General features: G+C 65.1%; 15 protein-coding genes. 7 read left to right on the plus strand and 8 right to left on the minus strand.

The window, feature by feature from the left end:
* The first annotated feature begins 16 nt into the window (after positions 1 to 16).
* Both glmM and J2Y55_RS03495 read left to right on the plus strand, forming a co-directional pair.
* Entirely contained in the window at positions 17 to 1360 is a 1344-nt protein-coding gene (gene glmM, locus J2Y55_RS03490) for a phosphoglucosamine mutase (protein WP_310147622.1), read from the plus strand.
* Between the two features lie 631 nt (positions 1361 to 1991).
* Complete coding sequence (locus J2Y55_RS03495) at positions 1992 to 2843, plus strand: outer membrane protein (RefSeq protein ID WP_310147624.1); 852 nt, start codon at positions 1992 to 1994, stop codon at positions 2841 to 2843.
* Positions 2844 to 2915: 72 nt separating this feature from the next.
* Here the strand turns inward: J2Y55_RS03495 and gpmI are convergent, their stop codons facing one another.
* Complete coding sequence (gpmI, locus tag J2Y55_RS03500) at positions 2916 to 4430, minus strand: 2,3-bisphosphoglycerate-independent phosphoglycerate mutase (protein WP_310147626.1); 1515 nt, start codon at positions 4428 to 4430, stop codon at positions 2916 to 2918.
* Between the two features lie 201 nt (positions 4431 to 4631).
* Here gpmI and J2Y55_RS03505 point away from each other — a divergent pair, with 201 nt between their 5' ends.
* The gene (locus J2Y55_RS03505) at positions 4632 to 5318 is read left to right on the plus strand and encodes a glutathione S-transferase family protein (protein ID WP_310147628.1); all 687 of its coding nucleotides are present in this window, start codon (positions 4632 to 4634) and stop codon (positions 5316 to 5318) included.
* Positions 5319 to 5348: 30 nt separating this feature from the next.
* Here J2Y55_RS03505 and J2Y55_RS03510 read toward each other — a convergent pair whose 3' ends face one another.
* Positions 5349 to 5936 (minus strand): dioxygenase family protein, encoded by a 588-nt coding sequence (locus tag J2Y55_RS03510; RefSeq protein ID WP_310147630.1) that lies wholly within the window; start codon positions 5934 to 5936, stop codon positions 5349 to 5351.
* Positions 5937 to 6146: 210 nt separating this feature from the next.
* Between J2Y55_RS03510 and J2Y55_RS03515 the strand changes: the two genes are divergently transcribed.
* Together J2Y55_RS03515 and J2Y55_RS03520 are read left to right on the plus strand one after the other, a co-directional pair.
* Positions 6147 to 7820 (plus strand): formate--tetrahydrofolate ligase, encoded by a 1674-nt coding sequence (locus tag J2Y55_RS03515; protein WP_310147632.1) that lies wholly within the window; start codon positions 6147 to 6149, stop codon positions 7818 to 7820.
* Positions 7821 to 8098: 278 nt separating this feature from the next.
* Positions 8099 to 9877, plus strand: coding sequence for a sensor domain-containing diguanylate cyclase (locus J2Y55_RS03520; RefSeq protein ID WP_310147634.1), 1779 nt, complete (start codon positions 8099 to 8101; stop codon positions 9875 to 9877).
* On the opposite strand, the gene J2Y55_RS03525 is transcribed toward J2Y55_RS03520, so the two are convergent.
* Positions 9878 to 10915: an L-idonate 5-dehydrogenase gene (locus J2Y55_RS03525; RefSeq protein WP_310147635.1), complete on the minus strand. Its 1038-nt coding sequence runs from the start codon at positions 10913 to 10915 to the stop codon at positions 9878 to 9880.
* A 141-nt stretch (positions 10916 to 11056) separates the two neighbouring features.
* On the opposite strand from J2Y55_RS03525, the gene J2Y55_RS03530 reads away from it, so the two are divergent.
* Positions 11057 to 11824, plus strand: coding sequence for an SDR family NAD(P)-dependent oxidoreductase (locus tag J2Y55_RS03530; RefSeq protein ID WP_310147636.1), 768 nt, complete (start codon positions 11057 to 11059; stop codon positions 11822 to 11824).
* Positions 11825 to 12034: 210 nt separating this feature from the next.
* On the opposite strand, the gene J2Y55_RS03535 is transcribed toward J2Y55_RS03530, so the two are convergent.
* The 3 genes from J2Y55_RS03535 to J2Y55_RS03545 all read right to left on the minus strand — a co-directional run bounded on the left by J2Y55_RS03535 (position 12035) and on the right by J2Y55_RS03545 (position 15707).
* Entirely contained in the window at positions 12035 to 14044 is a 2010-nt protein-coding gene (locus J2Y55_RS03535; protein ID WP_310147638.1) for a hypothetical protein, read from the minus strand.
* A 110-nt stretch (positions 14045 to 14154) separates the two neighbouring features.
* Entirely contained in the window at positions 14155 to 15447 is a 1293-nt protein-coding gene (locus tag J2Y55_RS03540; protein WP_310147640.1) for an MFS transporter, read from the minus strand.
* Entirely contained in the window at positions 15444 to 15707 is a 264-nt protein-coding gene (locus J2Y55_RS03545; RefSeq protein ID WP_404978803.1) for a hypothetical protein, read from the minus strand. The genes J2Y55_RS03540 and J2Y55_RS03545 overlap by 4 nt, the downstream gene beginning before the upstream one ends.
* Positions 15708 to 15970: 263 nt before the next feature.
* On the opposite strand from J2Y55_RS03545, the gene J2Y55_RS03550 reads away from it, so the two are divergent.
* Positions 15971 to 16807: an IclR family transcriptional regulator gene (locus tag J2Y55_RS03550; RefSeq protein ID WP_310147642.1), complete on the plus strand. Its 837-nt coding sequence runs from the start codon at positions 15971 to 15973 to the stop codon at positions 16805 to 16807.
* Positions 16808 to 16926: 119 nt separating this feature from the next.
* Here the strand turns inward: J2Y55_RS03550 and J2Y55_RS03555 are convergent, their stop codons facing one another.
* Entirely contained in the window at positions 16927 to 17328 is a 402-nt protein-coding gene (locus J2Y55_RS03555; protein WP_310147644.1) for a low affinity iron permease family protein, read from the minus strand.
* Positions 17329 to 17402: 74 nt separating this feature from the next.
* Positions 17403 to 18242: an S-formylglutathione hydrolase gene (gene fghA, locus J2Y55_RS03560; protein WP_310147645.1), complete on the minus strand. Its 840-nt coding sequence runs from the start codon at positions 18240 to 18242 to the stop codon at positions 17403 to 17405.
* Positions 18243 to 18388 lie beyond the last annotated feature (146 nt).

Here is an 18388-nt window from a genome sequence, read left to right on the forward strand (position 1 = left end):
TGTGGACAGAGCAAACATGACACGCAAATATTTCGGAACCGACGGCATTCGCGGGCGCGCCAACGGCGTCATCACGCCCGACCTCGCCTTGAAGGTCGGCCAGGCGACCGGTATTGCCTTTCATCGCGGCGAGCATCGCCACCGCGTCGTCATCGGCAAGGATACGCGGCTCTCGGGCTATATGATCGAATACGCCATGGTCGCGGGCTTCACCTCCGTGGGCATGGACGTGATGCTGCTCGGCCCGATGCCGACGCCGGCGGTGGCGATGCTGACGCGCTCGATGCGTGCCGATCTCGGCGTGATGATCTCGGCCTCGCACAACCCCTATGAGGATAACGGCATCAAGTTGTTCGGCCCCGATGGCCACAAGCTCAATGACGAGGTCGAGGCCGAGATCTCGGCCCTGCTCGATTCCGACCTGTCGCCACGGCTCTCGACCTCGCCGATGCTCGGCCGGGCCAAGCGCATCGACAGCGCCCATGCCCGCTATATCGAGTTCGCCAAACGCACGCTGCCGCGCAATATGAGCCTGGAAGGCCTGCGGATCGTGGTCGATTGCGCCAATGGCGCCGCCTATAAGGTCGCGCCCGAAGCGCTCTGGGAGCTCGGGGCGGAGGTCATCGCGATCGGTGTCGAACCCGACGGGCTGAACATCAACAAGGATGTCGGCTCGACCCATCCCGCTACCTTGATCCAGAAGGTGCGGGAATTGCGTGCCGATGTCGGCATCGCGCTCGACGGCGACGCCGACCGCGTGTTGATCGTCGATGAGCAGGGGCAGGTCGTCGATGGCGATCAGCTCATGGCGGTGATCGCGCGCAGCTGGCAGGAAGACGGGCGGCTCTCGCAGCCCGGCATCGTCGCGACGGTGATGTCCAATCTCGGTCTGGAGCGCTATCTCGGCGGCCTTGGCCTGTCGCTGGCGCGGACTTCTGTCGGCGACCGCTATGTGCTCGAGCATATGCGTGCCAATGGCTTCAATGTCGGCGGCGAGCAGTCCGGCCACATCATCCTCTCCGATTACGGGACGACGGGCGATGGGTTGGTCGCTGCGCTGCAGCTTCTGGCTGTGGTGAAGCGCCAGGACAAGCCGGTCTCGGAGGTCTGCCACTGCTTCGAGCCGCTGCCGCAGATTCTCAAGAATGTCCGCTACAAGCAGGGCCATCCGCTCAAGGAAAAGCCCGTCGTCAGCGCCATCGAGGCGGCGACGCAATTGCTCGGCGCGGGCGGCCGGCTCGTCATCCGCCCGTCGGGCACCGAACCGGTGATCCGTGTGATGGCGGAGGGCGATGACGCCGACCTCGTCATGCGCGCGGTCGACGATGTCGTCGAGGCCGTGACGAAGGCGGCGGCGTAAAGGCCAACTGGCGCTGTTGCTTATCCTCGGATAAGCCCCATCATTCCAGGCGAGCGGCGCTCCGCTCTCCCATCGCGGGCGAAATGAAGCGAAGTGCCGGATGAAGAGCGCGGGGAACCCTTCTCCCGTGTGGGAGAAGGGCAGGGATGAGGGCCTGCCCTAACCGATCAAGGCCGCAGCGGCCCCGTTGCGTCTCCATAATCAGCGGCACACCCTCACCCCTGCCCCTCTCCCATCCGGGAGAGCGGTTCCCCGCGCTTGTCTCATAGTCACCGCCCGCTGGAAAACCTGCAATGAACGGAGCGTCTTGATCGGGCGCTCGCGGTGAACCGGACAGCCGTGGGTCAAGCCCGACCATGACGCGCCCATGCTTTAGCTGATGCGGCGCGAGGGTGCGATGGCCACACTCCCGGCTATCGCATTCCGCGGGGTCACGTTGGCGGATTGGCTGGTTGTTAACCCGAAATCCATCGCGGTTAGGAATTCGGTAAGTATTGAGGCGTGCTTCACTCTTTTTTCAGGTTAAGCGTTAGGGTTAAGCCTCGTTTAAGAAATCCCTGTCAACGTCCTTCCTATCGGTAACTCGCGCGAGCTGCGTTCTTGGCGTCGCGCAAACTCGAAGGACACTGCCATGGGCAGCCTGAAAATCCTTGCGCTGGCAGGCGTCATGGCTGTCAGCGCCTCCGCGCTCGCAACCGCCGCCGATTACATGCCGGCTCCGCCGCCGCCCGAGCCGCTCGGCCTCAAGGGCTCGATTTCGAGCGGTGTCTACCTGCGCGGCGATATCGGTGTCGGCTATCAGTCGGTCAGCAAGTATCATCAGGACGACGTTGCGGCTTTCGGCGGCAGCTTCTTCGGAGCCGCCGAGGGCAACCACGCGGTCTTCGGCGGGCTTGGCATCGGTTACCGCTTCAACAACTGGTTCCGCGTCGATGCGACGGGCGAATATCGCGGCGGCTCGACGATCGGCACCAACGACATCATCTACAACCCCTTCGCGGGGGTAAACCAGACGAACACCTACAAGGGCAACCTGTCCTCGATGGTGGCCCTGTTCAACGGCTATGTCGATCTGGGGACCTGGAACTGCCTGACGCCCTATATCGGCGCCGGTATCGGCTATGCCTCTAACAGGATCACGGGTCTGACCGATCAGGGCATCGTCGGTATTTCGCCGACGCTCGGCACGGCGGCCAGCGGCACCAAATCAGGCCTCGCCTGGGCGCTGATGGCCGGTGTCGGCTACGAGGTGAACAAGAACCTCACGCTCGAAATCGGCTATCGCTACCTCAATCTCGGCGATGCCCGCTCCGGCTCGATCAACAACGCCTTCCTCGCCGAGAGCTACGCGCCGCTCAAGGCCAAGGATATCGACAGCCACGACTTCCGCATCGGCATGCGCTGGAACTTCGGCGAATCGGATTGCTGCGGCCCGGTCGAGCGCCCGGTGGCCTATGCGCCGCCGACTGTGCGCAAATACTGAGAGCGGGCAAAGTCCCGCATTCTGGCGGCGCGGACCTCGGGTCCGCGCCGTTTTCGTTTCGGGCTGCTGTGATCAGCGCAGCAGCGAGCGGCCGGTCATCTCGGCCGGCTGCGGCAGGCCGATCAGGGCGAGCAGTGTCGGGGCGATATCGGCGAGGCGCCCTTCCGCCAGGGCCATCGCGCCGCTGCCGACCAGCATGATCGGCACGGGGTTGGTCGTGTGGGCGGTATGCGGCTCCCCCGTCACCGGATCGACCATCAATTCGCAATTGCCATGGTCGGCGGTGACGATGAGCGAACCGCCTGCTGCTGTTATCGCGTCAGCGATGCGACCGAGGCCGGCATCGACCGTCTCGACGGCTTTGATCGCGGCTGAGAGCACGCCGGTATGGCCGACCATGTCGGGGTTGGCGAAGTTCAGCACGACGAGATCATAAGCGCCGGATTGGATCGCCTCGACCGCCCGCTGGGTCAGTTCGGGCGCCGACATCTCAGGCTGCAAATCATAGGTCGCGACCTTGGGGGAGGGCACCATGACGCGGTCCTCGCCCGGATAGGGCGTTTCCTCGCCGCCATTGAAGAAATAGGTGACATGCGGGTATTTCTCGGTCTCGGCCATGCGGATCTGTGTCATCCCGGCCTTGGCGATGGTCTCGCCGAGGCCGTTGGCGAGTGTCTGCGGGGCGAATAGCGCCGGCATCAGCGGGTCGAACTCCGCGCTGTAGGAGGTCATGCTGACAGCCTTGGCGAGCGCGGGGCGGCGTGGACGCGCGAAGCCGGTGAACTCAGGTTGAAGCACCGCGCCGAGAATCTCGCGAATCCGGTCCGAGCGGAAATTGAAGCTGAGCAATCCGTCGCCGTCCTGCATGCCGCTAAAGCCTGCGATCACGGCGGGCTTGATGAACTCGTCGGTCGTGCCTTGCGCATAGGCGATGGCGATCGCGGCCTGCGCATCGGCGAAAGCCTGGCCTTCGCCCTCGACCATGGCGCGCCAGGCCTGCTCGACCCGCTCCCAGCGGTTGTCGCGGTCCATCGCGAAATAACGGCCCGACAGCGTTGCGATCTCAGCCTGCGGTGGCAGTGCGGCGCTGAAGGCTGCGACATAGGCAGCGGCCGATTGCGGGGGCGTGTCGCGGCCGTCGGTGAAGATATGGACGTGGACCGGGATGCCATGCCCGACCAGGATTTGCGCCAGCGCAACGGCGTGGTCCTGATGGGCATGGACGCCGCCGGGCGAGACCAGCCCGAGCAGATGGCAGGCACCGCCGCTGGCCTTCAGAGCCGCGATCAGGCCTGTGCCCTCCAATGCGCGTGCAATCGAGCCGTCGGTGATCGCCTGGTTGATGCGCGGCAGATCCTGCATCACCACGCGACCGGCGCCGAGATTGAGATGGCCCACCTCCGAATTGCCCATCTGGCCGCCGGGCAGGCCGACATCGAGGCCGGAGGTCTTGAGGGTGGCGTGCGGGGAGGCGGCCCAGAGCCTGTCGAAATTCGGCGTGTTGGCGAGGCGGACGGCGTTGTTCTCGCTCTCCCCGCGGCAGCCCCAGCCATCGAGGATCATCAGCATCACGGGGCGTTTGGGCATGGGCTGTCCTTCAGGCACGGTTTCGGAGCAGGGGAGGCCGATAGCACGGGCTGGTGTCACGAGCGAGGCGGTGCGCCCGTGCTTGAGGCTCAAGCGGGTCCTCGCATTTTTGATGGGCGAAGGACGGTCGGCCGCTTACGCTGTGCGCCATCCCTGGCTCCCGTTCAAGAACGGGTGCGATCCGTCTCTAGGAGATGATGCGTGATCAAGTTCTATTATCATCCCTCGCCGAACCCCGCGAAGATTGCCCTGTTCCTGGAAGAGGCCCGTTTGCCCTATGAGGTCGTGCCGGTCGACACCCGCAGGGGCGAGCAGTTCAAGCCGGAATTCCTGGTGATCAACCCCAACGCCAAGACGCCGGCCTTGACCGATGGCGACGTCACCATCTTCGACAGCAACGCGATCCTGCTCTACCTCGCCGAGAAGACCGGCCAATTCCTGCCGGAGAATACGCCGAAGGCGCGCGGCGAGATGCTGTCCTGGCTGATGTTCGTGGCAACCGGCATCGGCCCCTATTGCGGCCAGGCGGTGCATTTCAGCCGCTTCGCGCCGGAGAAAATCCCCTATGCGATCAACCGCTATGCCCGCGAGGCCGAGCGGCATTGGGGCATCATCGACGCGCAGCTCGGCAAGCATCGCTACATGCTGGGTGACGCCTACACCCTGATCGACATGTCGGTCTGGGGCTGGGCGACGCGGCTGTCCTTCGCGGTCGGCGACGAATGGGCCACGAAATTTCCCAATGTGAAGCGCCACCTCGACGAGATATCCGCGCGCCCCGCCGCGCAGCGAGCCGTGGCGCTGAAGGATGCCTTCGCCTTCAAGGCCGATTTCGACGACGAGGCGCGGAAATTCCTGTTTCCGCAGAACGCGCATCTGGTGGCTTGAGCCAGTTCGCGGTCTGACGGGCCTTCCCCCTCAGGCCGCGACCACGAAATCGAAGCGGCCGAGCTTTCCGCCTTCGGCCGCGCGGATCTGCATCAGGAGCGACTTGTCGTAGATGCCGTCCCTGGCATTGGCGGGCTCGTCGGGAAAATAGAGTTGCGTCGTCAGCACGGGACCGGTTCCGGCCCGCAGCTTGACGTGGAAATGCCGCGTCCGGCCTGGATAGAGCCCAGGGATGCGGGTGATGAACTGGTAGCGGCCCTGCTCGTCGGTGAACTGGTGGCCGCGAAAGCGGAAGCCGGAATTGTCGTAGTTGCCGCCGTCATTGGCGTGCCAGAGATCGACCAGGGCGCCGGTGACAGGGCGGCATTGCCGGGTCAGGACGAAGCCGGACAAGGCCAGGATGTCGCCGGGGCCGTCCCCGCGCAGATCGCGCTTCAAGGGCGATGACGGGACGAAATAAGGGCCCTCCGTCTGCCGCTTCGTTGCTACGGCCGGCGCGCCGCAGGCGGGCGTCAGCGGCAATTCGGCCTCCTGCGCCACGGCAAGGCGCGGCAACGCCAAAGCGGCGAACCCGGCCGCGGAGAGGCTGGCTGCAACAAGGTCGCGTCTGCTGATCATGATGTCGGCTCCGGTTGGGGGTCTCGTCTAGCCCATCAAGGCGGCCGAAAGCCGGCGCTTGCTTGTCTGCGTTTTTCTCAACTCCGCTGCGCTCGACAGCGCTCCTGATTTGCAGGAAAGCAGTGGCAGCGCGGCCGGTTTCGCGGCAGTGTCGCAGCGACGATTCCGCGCCCGCCGCTTCAGGCTCCGGCGCGCTCCCATGAGGATGGAATGCCGACCGATATCGAAATTGCGCGCGCGGCAACGCTGAAGCCGATCGCAGCCATCGCCGACAGAGCCGGCATTCCCCTGGAAGCCCTCAACCCCTACGGCAAGTTCATCGCCAAGGTCGATACATCAGCCATTCCCGATTTTGCGAGCAAGCCCGACGGCAAGCTGATCCTGGTCACGGCGATCAGCCCGACGCCGGCGGGCGAGGGCAAGACGACGACGACGGTGGGGCTTGGCGACGGGCTTTCGCGCATCGGCCGGAACACCATGATCGCGCTGCGTGAACCTTCGCTGGGGCCCTGCTTCGGCGTGAAGGGCGGCGCGGCTGGCGGCGGATATGCCCAGGTCGTGCCGATGGAGCAGATCAACCTGCACTTCACCGGCGATTTCCACGCCATCACCAGCGCGCACAACCTGCTCGCGGCGATGATCGACAACCATGTCTATTGGGGCAACGCGCTCGGGCTCGACACCCGCTACATCGCCTGGCGGCGGGTGATGGATATGAACGATCGGGCCTTGCGCTCGACAGTCTCCTCGCTCGGCGGGGCCAGCAACGGCTTTCCGCGCGAGGATGGCTTCGACATTACCGTCGCCTCCGAGGTGATGGCGATCTTCTGCCTGGCGAAGGATCTGCCTGATCTGGAGGAGCGGCTCGGCCGGATCGTGATTGGCCGCACGCGCGACAAGCGCCCGGTCACGGCAGCCGAGCTCAAGGCGACAGGCGCGATGAGCGTGCTGCTCAAGGACGCCGTGATGCCCAATCTGGTTCAGACGCTGGAGGGCACGCCGGCCTTCGTCCATGGCGGACCCTTTGCCAATATCGCGCATGGCTGCAATTCGGTGATCGCAACGCGGGCCGCCCTCAAGCTCGCCGATTATGTCGTGACGGAAGCCGGCTTCGGCGCCGATCTCGGGGCCGAGAAGTTCTTCGACATCAAATGCCGCAAGGCCGGCCTCAAGCCAGCGGCTGCCGTCGTCGTGGCGACCGTGCGCGCCTTGAAGATGCATGGCGGCCTGGCCAAGGACAGCCTGGCCAGGGAGGATCTCGCGGCGCTGGAGGCAGGGCTCGCCAATCTGGCGCGGCATGTCGAGAACATCCGCAAATTCGGCGTGCCGCCGATCGTGGCGATCAATAACTTCACCAGCGACACGGCGGCCGAGCATGATTTGATCCGCAGCTTCTGCCGCAACCATCTCGGCGTCGAGGCGGTGATCTGCCGCCATTGGGCGGAAGGCGGAGCCGGCGCCGAGGAGCTGGCGAACAAGGTCGTGGCGTTGGCGGAGGGCGGCGAGGCCGATTTCGCGCCGCTTTATCCCGATGTCATGCCGCTCTGGGACAAGCTCGAGACGGTCGCGCGCGAGATTTATGGCGCCGCCGGGCTCGTTGCCGACGCCAAGGTGCGCGCGCGCTTTGCCGAGCTGGAGGGCGCCGGACATGGGGCACTGCCGGTCTGCGTGGCCAAGACGCAATACTCCTTCTCCGCCGACCCGACGCTGCGCGGCGCGCCGTCAGGCCATATGGTGCCGGTGCGCGAGCTCAGGCTTTCGGCTGGTGCAGGCTTCGTCGTGGCGATCTGCGGGGACATCATGACGATGCCCGGCCTGCCGCGCGAGCCTGCGGCCGAGCGCATCCATATCGATGCGGCCGGGCAGATCGAGGGGTTGTTCTAAGAGACTGTTTGGAAACGCCCTGAGCCCTCATCCTTCGAGACGCCGCTGCGCGGCTCCTCAGGATGAGGGCTCGAATGTCCAAACATGGGCTCTAAGAGCAGGATACGAAAAAGCGAGAACCGGTTTTCGCATCCCGCTCTCACTCCTGGATGAGAGCGGATTCAGATTGAGCCGATACCGGCCGCGCCTTTACGTCATGCCGGTATGACGGGCGGAATTGTTGCCGAATCAGCTGGGTCTGTTGTCTTGCTTCTCCAGCAGGTGGCAAGCCGGGGACCATGCTCACGATGCACGCCAATCGTGTCCGCCTCTTCTTCCTGTCGAGCTTGAAGGGCCGGGTCCTGATCCTGACCTTGATGGCGCTGCTGGCTGTCGCCGTTCCCTCCGCGATCGCCTTTTCCTGGATCGTCAACCTCACAGTGGTGAAGCTGGGCACGCTTTTCGCCGAGAAGCAGATCCTGTTCGATCGCTATCGCGGGCTGGAGTCGCTGATGCGCGAGGTCTCGCTGGCGGAAACCGTCGCGCGTTCTCCAGCGATCCTCGAATGGGTGCAGGACGAAGACGATCCGGCCAAGGCTCAGCGCGGCCTTGCCGAGCTCGAGCATTACCGGCTGTCCTTCAAGGACAAGAGCTATTTCATGGTGATCGGCAGGTCGGGGAATTATTATTTCAACGACAAGGACAATGCCTATCAGAACGACCGCAAGCGCTACACGCTCTCGCGCGAGAACCCGCGTGACGGCTGGTATTACAAGACGGAAGCGCTTGGCTCCGGCTGTCACCTCAATGTCGACCATGACGACAATCTGCAAGTCACCAAGGTCTGGATGAACTGTATCATCCGGCAGGGTGAGCATGTGCTCGGCATCATCGGGACCGGCGTGGACCTGAGCCAGTTCATCCGCGAGGTCGTCGATATCCCGCAGACCGGCGTGCAGAGCATGTTCGTCGACCGCAACGGTGCGGTGCAGGCGCATCGCGACCCCCGCCTCGTCGACTTCCACAGCCTGACCAAGGACCTCAAGGCCAAGAAGACGGTGTTCCTGCTGCTGGATGACGAGAAGGACCGCGCCGCGCTGTCGCTGATGATGGCGCAGGTTTCGCACGGGGACGCGCTGGTCCAGTCGCGCTTCATGAGCGTGGGCGGACACAAGACGCTGGTCGGCGTTGGTTATCTCGACCGTCTCGGCTGGTTCAACATCACGCTGATGGATGTCGACGCGATCATCGACCGGAGCCTCTTCGCACCGATCGCCGTGCTGCTGGCCGTGATCCTCATCGTGGCGGCGGCGCTGATGACCTATCTGTTCAAGCGTAGCGTGCTCGACCGGCTGGCGCGGGTCGAGACCTCGGTCAACAACGTCAGGGGCGGGGCTTTCACAGCGGTGGCGGCCGACGATGCACAAGACGAGATCGGACGCCTGTCGCGCGCGCTCGACGAGATGGCGCGGGCCGTCGGTGACAATACCGACCGCTTGGAGGCGATGGTGCGCGAGCGCACGGAGACATTGGAGCGGTTGGCCCATGCCGATCCGCTGACGGGCGTGCTGAACCGACGTGGCTTTGAGGATGCGTTCGCACGCGAACAGAATCGTGCAGGCAGGGCCGGGCGGCAATCGGGTCTCGCGTTGGTCGATCTGGATCTGTTCAAGTCGATCAACGACGCGCATGGTCATCAGGCAGGCGACAAGGTGATCCTCGAGATCGTCGGGAGGCTATCGTCTGTGCTGCGCAGTTACGACATCTGCGCGCGCTGGGGCGGGGACGAGTTCTTCCTGCTTATCGCGGAATGCGATCTCGGCTCATTGTCGAGCGTCGCATCGAAGCTTGTGAGCGTCGTTGCGCGCGAGCCGGTACGCTTGGCCGACGGCACCGAGATCGCGATGACCGTCAGCGTCGGCGCCTGCCTCGTCTCCCCCAGTCAGGGTTTCCAGGCGGCGGCCGCGCAGGCCGATGCCGCCCTCTATGCGGCAAAACATAACGGGCGTGGCACCTTCGCCATTTACGATGCGTCCCGCCATGGGTGGCCCGGAAAACCCACGCTGCGACTTGGCTGATCAGCCGAAGGCGAGCTGCACCTTCATCGCCTTCGACTTGTCGGCGGCGAGATCGAAAGCCTCGATCGCGCGCTCGACCGGGATCGAGGCCGTCAGCAACGGTGAGAGGTCGATGCTGCCTGAGCCGATCATCGCCACTGCCCAGTCGAACTCCTCATGGAAGCGGAAGGAGCCGCGCAGGTCGAACTCCTTGGCGACGAGCACATTCATCGGCAGGGTGAAATTGCCGCCGACGCCGATCTGCACGATGGTACCGCCCGAGCGCACCACGTCGAAGGCTCCCGTCAATGCGTGCTGATTGCCTGAGGCCTCGAACATGACGTCGAAGGCGCCCTTCTGCGCGCCATACTCCGCCTTCAGCCGCTCCGGCTCGGCCATGACGTTGATCGCGGCGGTCGCGCCCATCTTCAGCGCGGTCGGCAAAGGGCCATCGACCACATCGGTCGCGACGATCTCGGAGGCTCCAGCTGCCTTGGCCGCAACCACCGCCAGAACGCCGATCGGGCCTGAGCCCGTCACCAGCACGCGCTTGCCAAGCAGCGGGCCGGCGCGCTTGGCGGCATGCAGGCAGACCGAGAGCGGCTCGGCGAAGGCGGCCATTGCCGCGCTGACGCCGGCAGCGACCTTGACCGCCTGGCGCTCTTCGACGACGAGAATGTCGCGAAAACCGCCCTGGACATGGGGAAAGCGCATCGCCGAGCCGTAGAACAGCATATCGGTGCAGTGTTGCTGCTCGCCCATCTGGCAATAGCGGCAGCGCCCGCAGGAGCGGCTGGGATTGACCGCGACGCGGTCGCCGGGCTTGACGCGCGAAACCTCGCCGCCCACGGCCTCGACCGTGCCGGCGATCTCATGGCCGAGGATCATTGGCTCCTTGACGCGGATCGTGCCGAAGCCGCCATGCAGGTAATAATGCAGGTCGGAGCCGCAGATGCCGCCGGCCTCGATGCGCACGCGGACATCGAGCGGGCCGAGCTCCGGCGCGGTCGTCTCCTCGACGCGAAGATCCTTTTCGGCATGGATGACGACGGCGCGCATGGCGTTCTCCCGGTGCAAGCGTTGGCGATCTTGGGCCAGCTTGCGATTGTCTAATCGATTGAAAGATGCTTACCGAAATCGGGCCCGCGCAGGCAAACGCAAACTGCGCGGGTCAGACGCGCCGTAACCGGAGATCCACCGATGTCGCTTTCTCTGTTCAGCCTCGCGGGCAAGATCGCCCTGATCACCGGTTCCGGCCAGGGCATCGGACTGGCGCTTGCCGAGGGTTTGTCGGAAGCCGGCGCGCATGTCGTGCTCAATGGCCGCGACAAGGCCAAGCTGGAAGCGGCGGCGAAGACGATCTCGGCTGCGGGCCGCAAGGTCTCGGTCGCCCCCTTCGACGTCACCGACCAGGCGGCTGTCGAGGCCGGCGTCGCGATGATCGAGGCCGAGATCGGGCCGATCGACATCCTGATCAACAATGCCGGCATGCAGAAGCGCGCGCCCTTCACCGAGTTCCCGGTCGAGGGCTGGCACGAGGTCATGGCGACGAACCTGCATTCGGTGTTCTACGTCACGCAAGCCGTGACCAAGCGCATGGTGCCGCGCAAGCGCGGCAAGGTCATCAGCATCGGCTCGGTGATGAGCGAGCTCGGCCGCGCCACGATCATTCCCTACACCGCCTCCAAGGGCGCGGTGAAGATGATGACGCGGGGCCTGGCCGCCGAGCTCGGCAAGCACAACATCCAGGCCAATGCGATCGGGCCGGGCTATTTCACCACCGAGATCAACAAGGCGCTGATCGCCGACGAGGCGTTCTCGGCCTGGGTCAGCAGCCGCACACCGGCAGGCCGCTGGGGGGAGACGAAGGAGCTGGTGGGCGCCGCGATCTTCCTATCCTCGGCCGCGTCGGACTATGTCAACGGCCATCTCTTGATGGTCGATGGCGGGCTGACCGCAGTGGTGTGAAGGCAAGCAGTCCTAACTCGGACCGTCGCCGTCATCCTGGACAAGCCGCCCTCGGGTCCGGCCTTCGGCCGGCCCAAGGACAGGCTCCGCGGCACTGTTCCGTGATCCATCGAAGGGCCAATCCTTTGACGGACGTGGCTCTCCGATGGATCCCGGGACGCCCTGCGGGCGCCCAGGACGACGCAGTGGATCCCAGGCCAACGATGACATTCAGTTGCGCTTCCCCTGCGGGTCCGGGTGTCCGTCGATGCGCATCTGGAAGAGGAAATAGGTCGGCGAACAGAAGCCGTAATCCTTGACCAGATCGGCCGCGCCGGGCACGTCGTCGGGCATCGCCTGGCACATGTAATCCTCACGGCAGAAGCTTGTCGCGCTGCAGGTGCCGCGATTGCCGCGCGTCACGGATTTGGCGAGGCAGGCGTCGAAATTATTGGTCGCGACGCAATCGTCGAAGGCCTTGCCACCGGCGAGGCCGCAGATCTCGTCGGGCGTCTTGCCGCCCGCAAAGCCTGCGAAATTCTTGTCGGCGGCGCTGCATTGGCGATAAGCCATGCCGCCGGGCACGCCGATCTTGGCGGGCCGGCAATTGAAGCTGTCTTGCGAGAAGCCCTTGGCGAAGGCGCCGAACTGCCCGGTCAGCTTGTAGGTGTCGAGATAGGGCTTGCCGCTGACCGTCGTGATGGCGCCGGAGAGGCAGGGTTGGCCTGAAAAATTGCGCTCTTCCTCCAGCTTCAGGCATTGCCCGAGCTCGGCGCCGACGGAGGGGTTGGCGATGATCGCCTTGCAAGTCGAGCCGCTGCCGCACGTCCAGTTCTCGCCGAAGCTCGAGCGGGCCGCATCGGTGAGGCACGGCATCGTCAGCCCTGCAGCGCGATAGCTGAACGGTTTGCCGGGCTGCCAGTTGGCAGGCGGGGCGAAGGAGAGCGGGCGATAGCGGTCGGGTTCGCGGCCTGCCGCCATCGCCTCGATATAGGCGGCGCGGCGGCTGGTCTCGGCGTGGAAATGCGGGGAGATGCCGGTCTTGATCCGGTTCAGTGGCGATGTGGTGGCGTCGTCTAGCCCGAACATATGGAAGCCGGCCGTTGCATTGGCCTGATGGCAGCCCATGCAGGTGCCGTTGTCCAAGCGCTCGATGACGCCGCGCGCGGTGCGGACCAGGCGCGTCGCGCCCAGATCCAGGCCGGCCAGCGCGCCGGCCGGCAGGATTTCGGTGAAGGGGTGGTTGGCGAGCCGGGCGCTGCCGAAGGTCGAGTACGAGATCGCCTTCGTCGCCAGAAAGCGCGTCGGCAGCAGGTAGACGCCCTGGTCGATCGCCGGAACATGGTCGCGGACATAGTCGACGAGGTCCTTGCGTAGGGCGGCATCGGCCTTCAGGCGGGGAATGTCGGGTGTGTTCTCCAGCGGCTTGGGCGAAAGCGTCAGGGCGCCGTCCGGTCTCGCGGCGGCGAAGACGCGCAGCAGATAGGCGGCCTGTCCGCCGAACCGCGTTTCCATGCCGGAGGGAAAGCGCACGATCTGCGCATTGATCTCGACCTGCTTCAGGCTCAGCCGGGCCCGTGCGAGTGGCCCGTCGATGAGCGCCTTGGCGCTGACGGCAGCCGCCGCGCTCGTCTGCGGGGACAGCCAGAGCGCGGCCGTATCGTTGCAGGTCTCGCCGGGCAAAGCCGTGGCCGTGAAGACGGCGTTCAGGGTGAAAGGCAGGCGCGAGGCGAGCTGGCGCTTCAGCTTCGGATCCTGGAACGCATAGGCGAGGCGATAGATCAATCGAACCTCGCCGCAGCCGGTCTCACCGCCCAGGCTGGCGAAATCGCGCCGGTCGAGCCGGTTGACGAGGGCGCTCAGCCGGAACTGCGCGATCGGCGAATTCAGCCAGCCGAGATCGATGATGCGGCCGACATTGCCGTCGGTGACTTCGAATAGCTTGCGTCCATTGGCGGCCATCTCGGCGCGCAGGCCCGAGACGTCGTCGCGGACATGGCTCGCGATGACGCGGAAGGCTGCACTGGCGCGAGTGAGATCGGCGGTCGAGGAGGCCTGGGCCTGTCCGAGAATGGCACCGAGCGAAAAGCCCGCGGCTTCGATCTGCCGCAAGGTCGCGACGTCCTGGATATCGGTCAGCGCAGGCCGGCGATTGGGAGGCTGCTGTGCCGATAGTTCGGTCGTCGCGGTTGCCAGAACGAGCGAGGTGAGGGCGATCCTGAGGCCAGTCGACCAGCGCATCCGCTCTCTCCGCGCTGAAGCGCCGTCTCGCTATGGTGCGAGGATAGCGAGCGAGCGGTGCTCTCGTCCAGAGCGTTCCCGATCCATTGGATCGTTCAACAGCTCGAGATCTAGCGTACGCCGAGCCGGCGGCAGAACCACAGGCTGATGATGCTCAGCATGATGATCGCTGTCAGATAAATGCCGGGGCTGGTGCGGTCGCCGGTCTGGGCGACGAGCGCGGCGGCGACCAGCGGCGTGACGCCGCCGAACAGAAGCTGGCCCAGCACATAGCTCAACGAAATACCCGTCGTCCGTCGCCGGACCTGGAAGAGGTCCGAGAGCAGGGCCGGCGCGGTCGCGAAATAGCCGGAATACATCACGAAGGCGAGCAGCGCCTGGATGGTGACGAGCTTCGCAAGCGTCGGCTCCTGCACCAGCCAGATGAACAGCGGATAGGTCATCAGCAGGCCGATGACGGCGAAGACCAGCATCACCGGGATACGGCCGACCTTATCGGAGAGATGTCCGAACATCACCGGCATGACCGTGTTGATCAGGCCAGCGACCATCGTGCCGATCAGCGCCTGCTCCGTCGTGAGCTTCAGCGTGGTGATGGCGAAGGTCGGCATGTACTGGTTCATGAAGCTGCCGGCGGCTCCGGCCGCGACCACGCCCGCGCCGATCAGCACGATGCGCTTGTCATGAGCGGCGATCTCCCGCAGCGGATTCTTGGCGTGCTCGGTCGTGGCGAAGAGCGGGCTCTCCTGCGCGCGCTTGCGGATGTACCAGGCGACCGGGCCGATCATCACGCCGAAGATGAACGGGATACGCCAGCCCCAGGCCAGCACCTGCTCGGGCGTCAGAAGCGTGTTGACCGCATATGCCGAAAGCGAGGCCAGAAGCACCGAGAAGCCCGAACAAGCCCACTGGATCGAGGCATAGAAGCCGGCTCGCTTGGGGTCCTGCTCTGCCATCAGCGCGGTTACGCTGCCGAACTCGCCGCCAGCCGAGAAGCCCTGAACCATCCGCGCCAGAATCAGCAGAACCGGAGCGGCCAGGCCAATGGTGGCGTAGGTCGGGAGGATCGCGGTCACGCCCGTGCCGACCATCATCAGCAGGGCCGAGAGCACCATGGCGGGCTTGCGGCCCGCCTTGTCGGCATAGGCGCCGATGACCATGGCCCCGAGCGGGCGCACCAGCCAGGCCGAGGCGAAGGTGCCCAGCCCGAGCAGGATGCCCACCGTCGGGTCGGCAGTGGGGAAGAACAGCTTGGCGAAGACCGGCACGAACATCGCGTAGATGACGAGGTCGTACCATTCGAACACTGCCCCGATCGAGCCGGCGAGGACAGTGCGCCGGATCGCGCGGTCACGTTCGGTCTGGGTCAGCGCAACGGGAGGCGTGAGCGCGATATCGGTCATGACATTGGTCTTCCTGCTGGAGGGACACCGCGCTGCGGCTCGCGAGTGAAACGGCTGATAGAGAAGGCCCCGATCGGCGTTGGGCTTTCGCCGTCGCGGATGAGTTCCGCCAGGACCTCGCCGACGCCGGGCGCGATCTGGAAGCCCGCGCCGGCGAAGCCGAAGGCGTGGAACAGGTCCAGGCGTCGTGCCGCTTGCCCGTCGAGCAGGAATGCGATGGCCGCATGATCCTTGCGGACGAGGCGACGGAGCAGCGGCATCTCCGCGCCCCTCACACCAATCCAGCGGGAAAGACGCCGAGGCCAAAGGCGGCGCGTGCGTCACCATCGACAAGGCTCGGCGATGGCAGCGTCGGAAAGCCCATCGACACCTCGAGCGGAAAGCACGCGATCGATCTCGGATCGACGCACCGGACTGCGGTGCAGCGAGGAAAGCGTCACCATCGGGGCGGGTCAACGATAAATTCCATATGACAAAATTTTTATTGTCATAATTTTGCTGTATGGAATTTTATCGTGATCTCATGAGTGATGTTGTCGATATTGCTGAAACTGCCGGACCCCAATCTAGCTTGCGTCGTGCCCTGGCCCTGCTCCGCGTCATCGCGGCGGGCGATGCCGCCGGTATGCGGCTGAAAGACATCGCCCTGACAGCCGGCTGCGGCCAGCCGACGGCTCATCGCGCCTTGCGCGACCTGATGGCGGAGGGGTTCGTCGAGCAGGCAGCTGGCGGCAAGCGCTATCGGCTCGGGCTCGACTTCTTCGTGCTGGCGGCGCGGGCGGGTCAGGCCGGAGGCCTGCGCGATCTGGCGCGCCCGGCGTTGCTGCGCTTGTCGGCGACCTTGAGCGACACCGTCTTCCTGCTGGTGCGCAGCGGCTATGACGCGATCTGCCTGGACCGGATCGAGGGACCCTTCCCGATCCGCACCTTCACCGGCGACATCGGCGGCAAGGTACCGCTCGGCCTCGGCCAAGGCAGCCTCGCCATGCTGGCGCATCTACCCGAGGCTGAGCGCGAGGCGGTGATCCGCTTCAACATGCCCCGCCTGCTCGATCGCGGCTATCTCGACGAGGCGGCGCTGCGTAGTGCGCTCGACACGACACGGGCACAGGGTTGGGTCAATCTCAATAGGGGCCTGATTCCAGGCATGGCCGGCGTCGCCGTGCCGATCCTCGATCCCGAGGGCCGCGCCGTCGCCGCGCTCAGCATCGGCACGCTGGCGGAACGGCTGCGCGAAGAGCGCCTGCCGAACATCGTCGCCATGCTGCGAGTCGAGGCGGCAGCGCTTGCGGCCCGGCTCAACCCGTTCGACATGGCGATGCGCTATCCCGCGCGCAGCCTCGGCACGATCGCCATGTGACAAACTTGCCATGTGACAAACTTGCCTCGCAGGCGCCAAGGGTGCTGCGGTGCAGCGAAGCGATTGCCCCGTATTTGACGGGCGCCAAGACTGCTTGGAAAAGAGGTGAGTGAGGAAGGTCAGGCCGGCTTGCCATCGCGCGCCTTGCTGGCGCGTAGCTCGAATTCCTGGCGGATCGCCTCAAGTTTCTCCTCGTCGAGCTCTTCCAGATCGAGCAGTTCCTCACGCGCGCCCTCCAGCCGCACGATCAATTCGTCCAGCTTGATCTGCATCGCGGCGCTGTCGCGATTCTGGCTGTTCTGGATGATGAAGACCATCAGGAAGGTGACGATGGTCGTCGAGGTGTTGATCACCAATTGCCAGGTGTCGTTGAAGCCGAAAAACGGCCCCGATAGGCCCCACAGGACGATCACCGCGACGGCGACGACGAAGGTCTGCGGCCTGCCCGCCCAACGTGCCGTCGCCTGTGACAGGCGGGTGAACAGCGAGCGATCGGTCAGCAATGCAACAGGAGACGGCATGGCGATTTCCCCGGGCCGGATTTCAGCTGGAGATTCAACGCATGCCGGGGCCGCCCGTTCCGTCGCCGGATGGCTCAGCCAGGCAGCAGGCGCCGCGCATGCCAGGCGATGTGCTGGGCCATGAAGGTCGAGACGAAGGTGTAGGAGTGGTCGTAGCCCTCGCGCATCGTCAGTTCGAGCGGAATCCCGGCCTGGACGCAGGCAAGCTCCAGGAGCCAGGGCCGCAACCCCTCCTGCAGGAAGCCGTCGGCACTGCCCTGGTCGACCAGGAGGTCCTTTAGGCGGTGCCCGTCGGCGATCAATGCGGTGGAGTCATATGCGCGCCATGTCGTCTCGTCCGGTCCGAGATATTTCTCGAAGGCGGGCCGCGACCAGCCGGCGGTCGAGGGCTGGGTGATCGGCGCGAAGGCCGAGACTGAGGTGTAACGCATCGGATTCTTGAGCGCGAGCGTGATCGCGCCATGACCGCCCATCGAATGGCCGAAGATGCCCTGACGGCCCATGTCGAGCGGAAAATGCTGGGAGACCAGCGCCGGCAATTCGTCGCGGATATAGCTCTCCATGCGATAGTTCTTCGCATAAGGCTCCTGCGTCGCATCGAGATAGAAGCCGGCGCCGGAGCCGAATTGCCAGTTATCCGGCTCGTCGGGAATGCCCTCGCCGCGTGGTGAGGTGTCGGGGCAGATGATGGCGACGCCGTTGGCTGCCGCTGCGGCGCGGTACTCGCCCTTGTCCATGACGTTCTGGTGCGAGCAGGTCAGGCCCGAGAGATACCAGAGTACCGGCACCGGCCCGTCCTCGATCTGCTGCGGCAGGAAGATCGCGAAGGTCATCGGGCAGGCGCAGACCGCGCTGTCATGGCGATAGACACGCTGCGAGCCGCCGAAGGCCTTTGAGGAGGAGATGAGTTCCATCGGGTGTCCTTCGCGGTTGCACGACCTTTGTCATTCCAGGGCTCCGCGAAGCGAAGCACCCGGAACCACGAGCGGGCGAAAGCCTACCTGCCCGGTCTGTCAAAGGCCGCGCCCAGTCGTGGGTTCCGGGTTCAGCGCGGAGTTTA

Source organism: Allobosea sp. BE125, assembly GCF_031456075.1.
Lineage (GTDB): Bacteria > Pseudomonadota > Alphaproteobacteria > Rhizobiales > Beijerinckiaceae > Allobosea.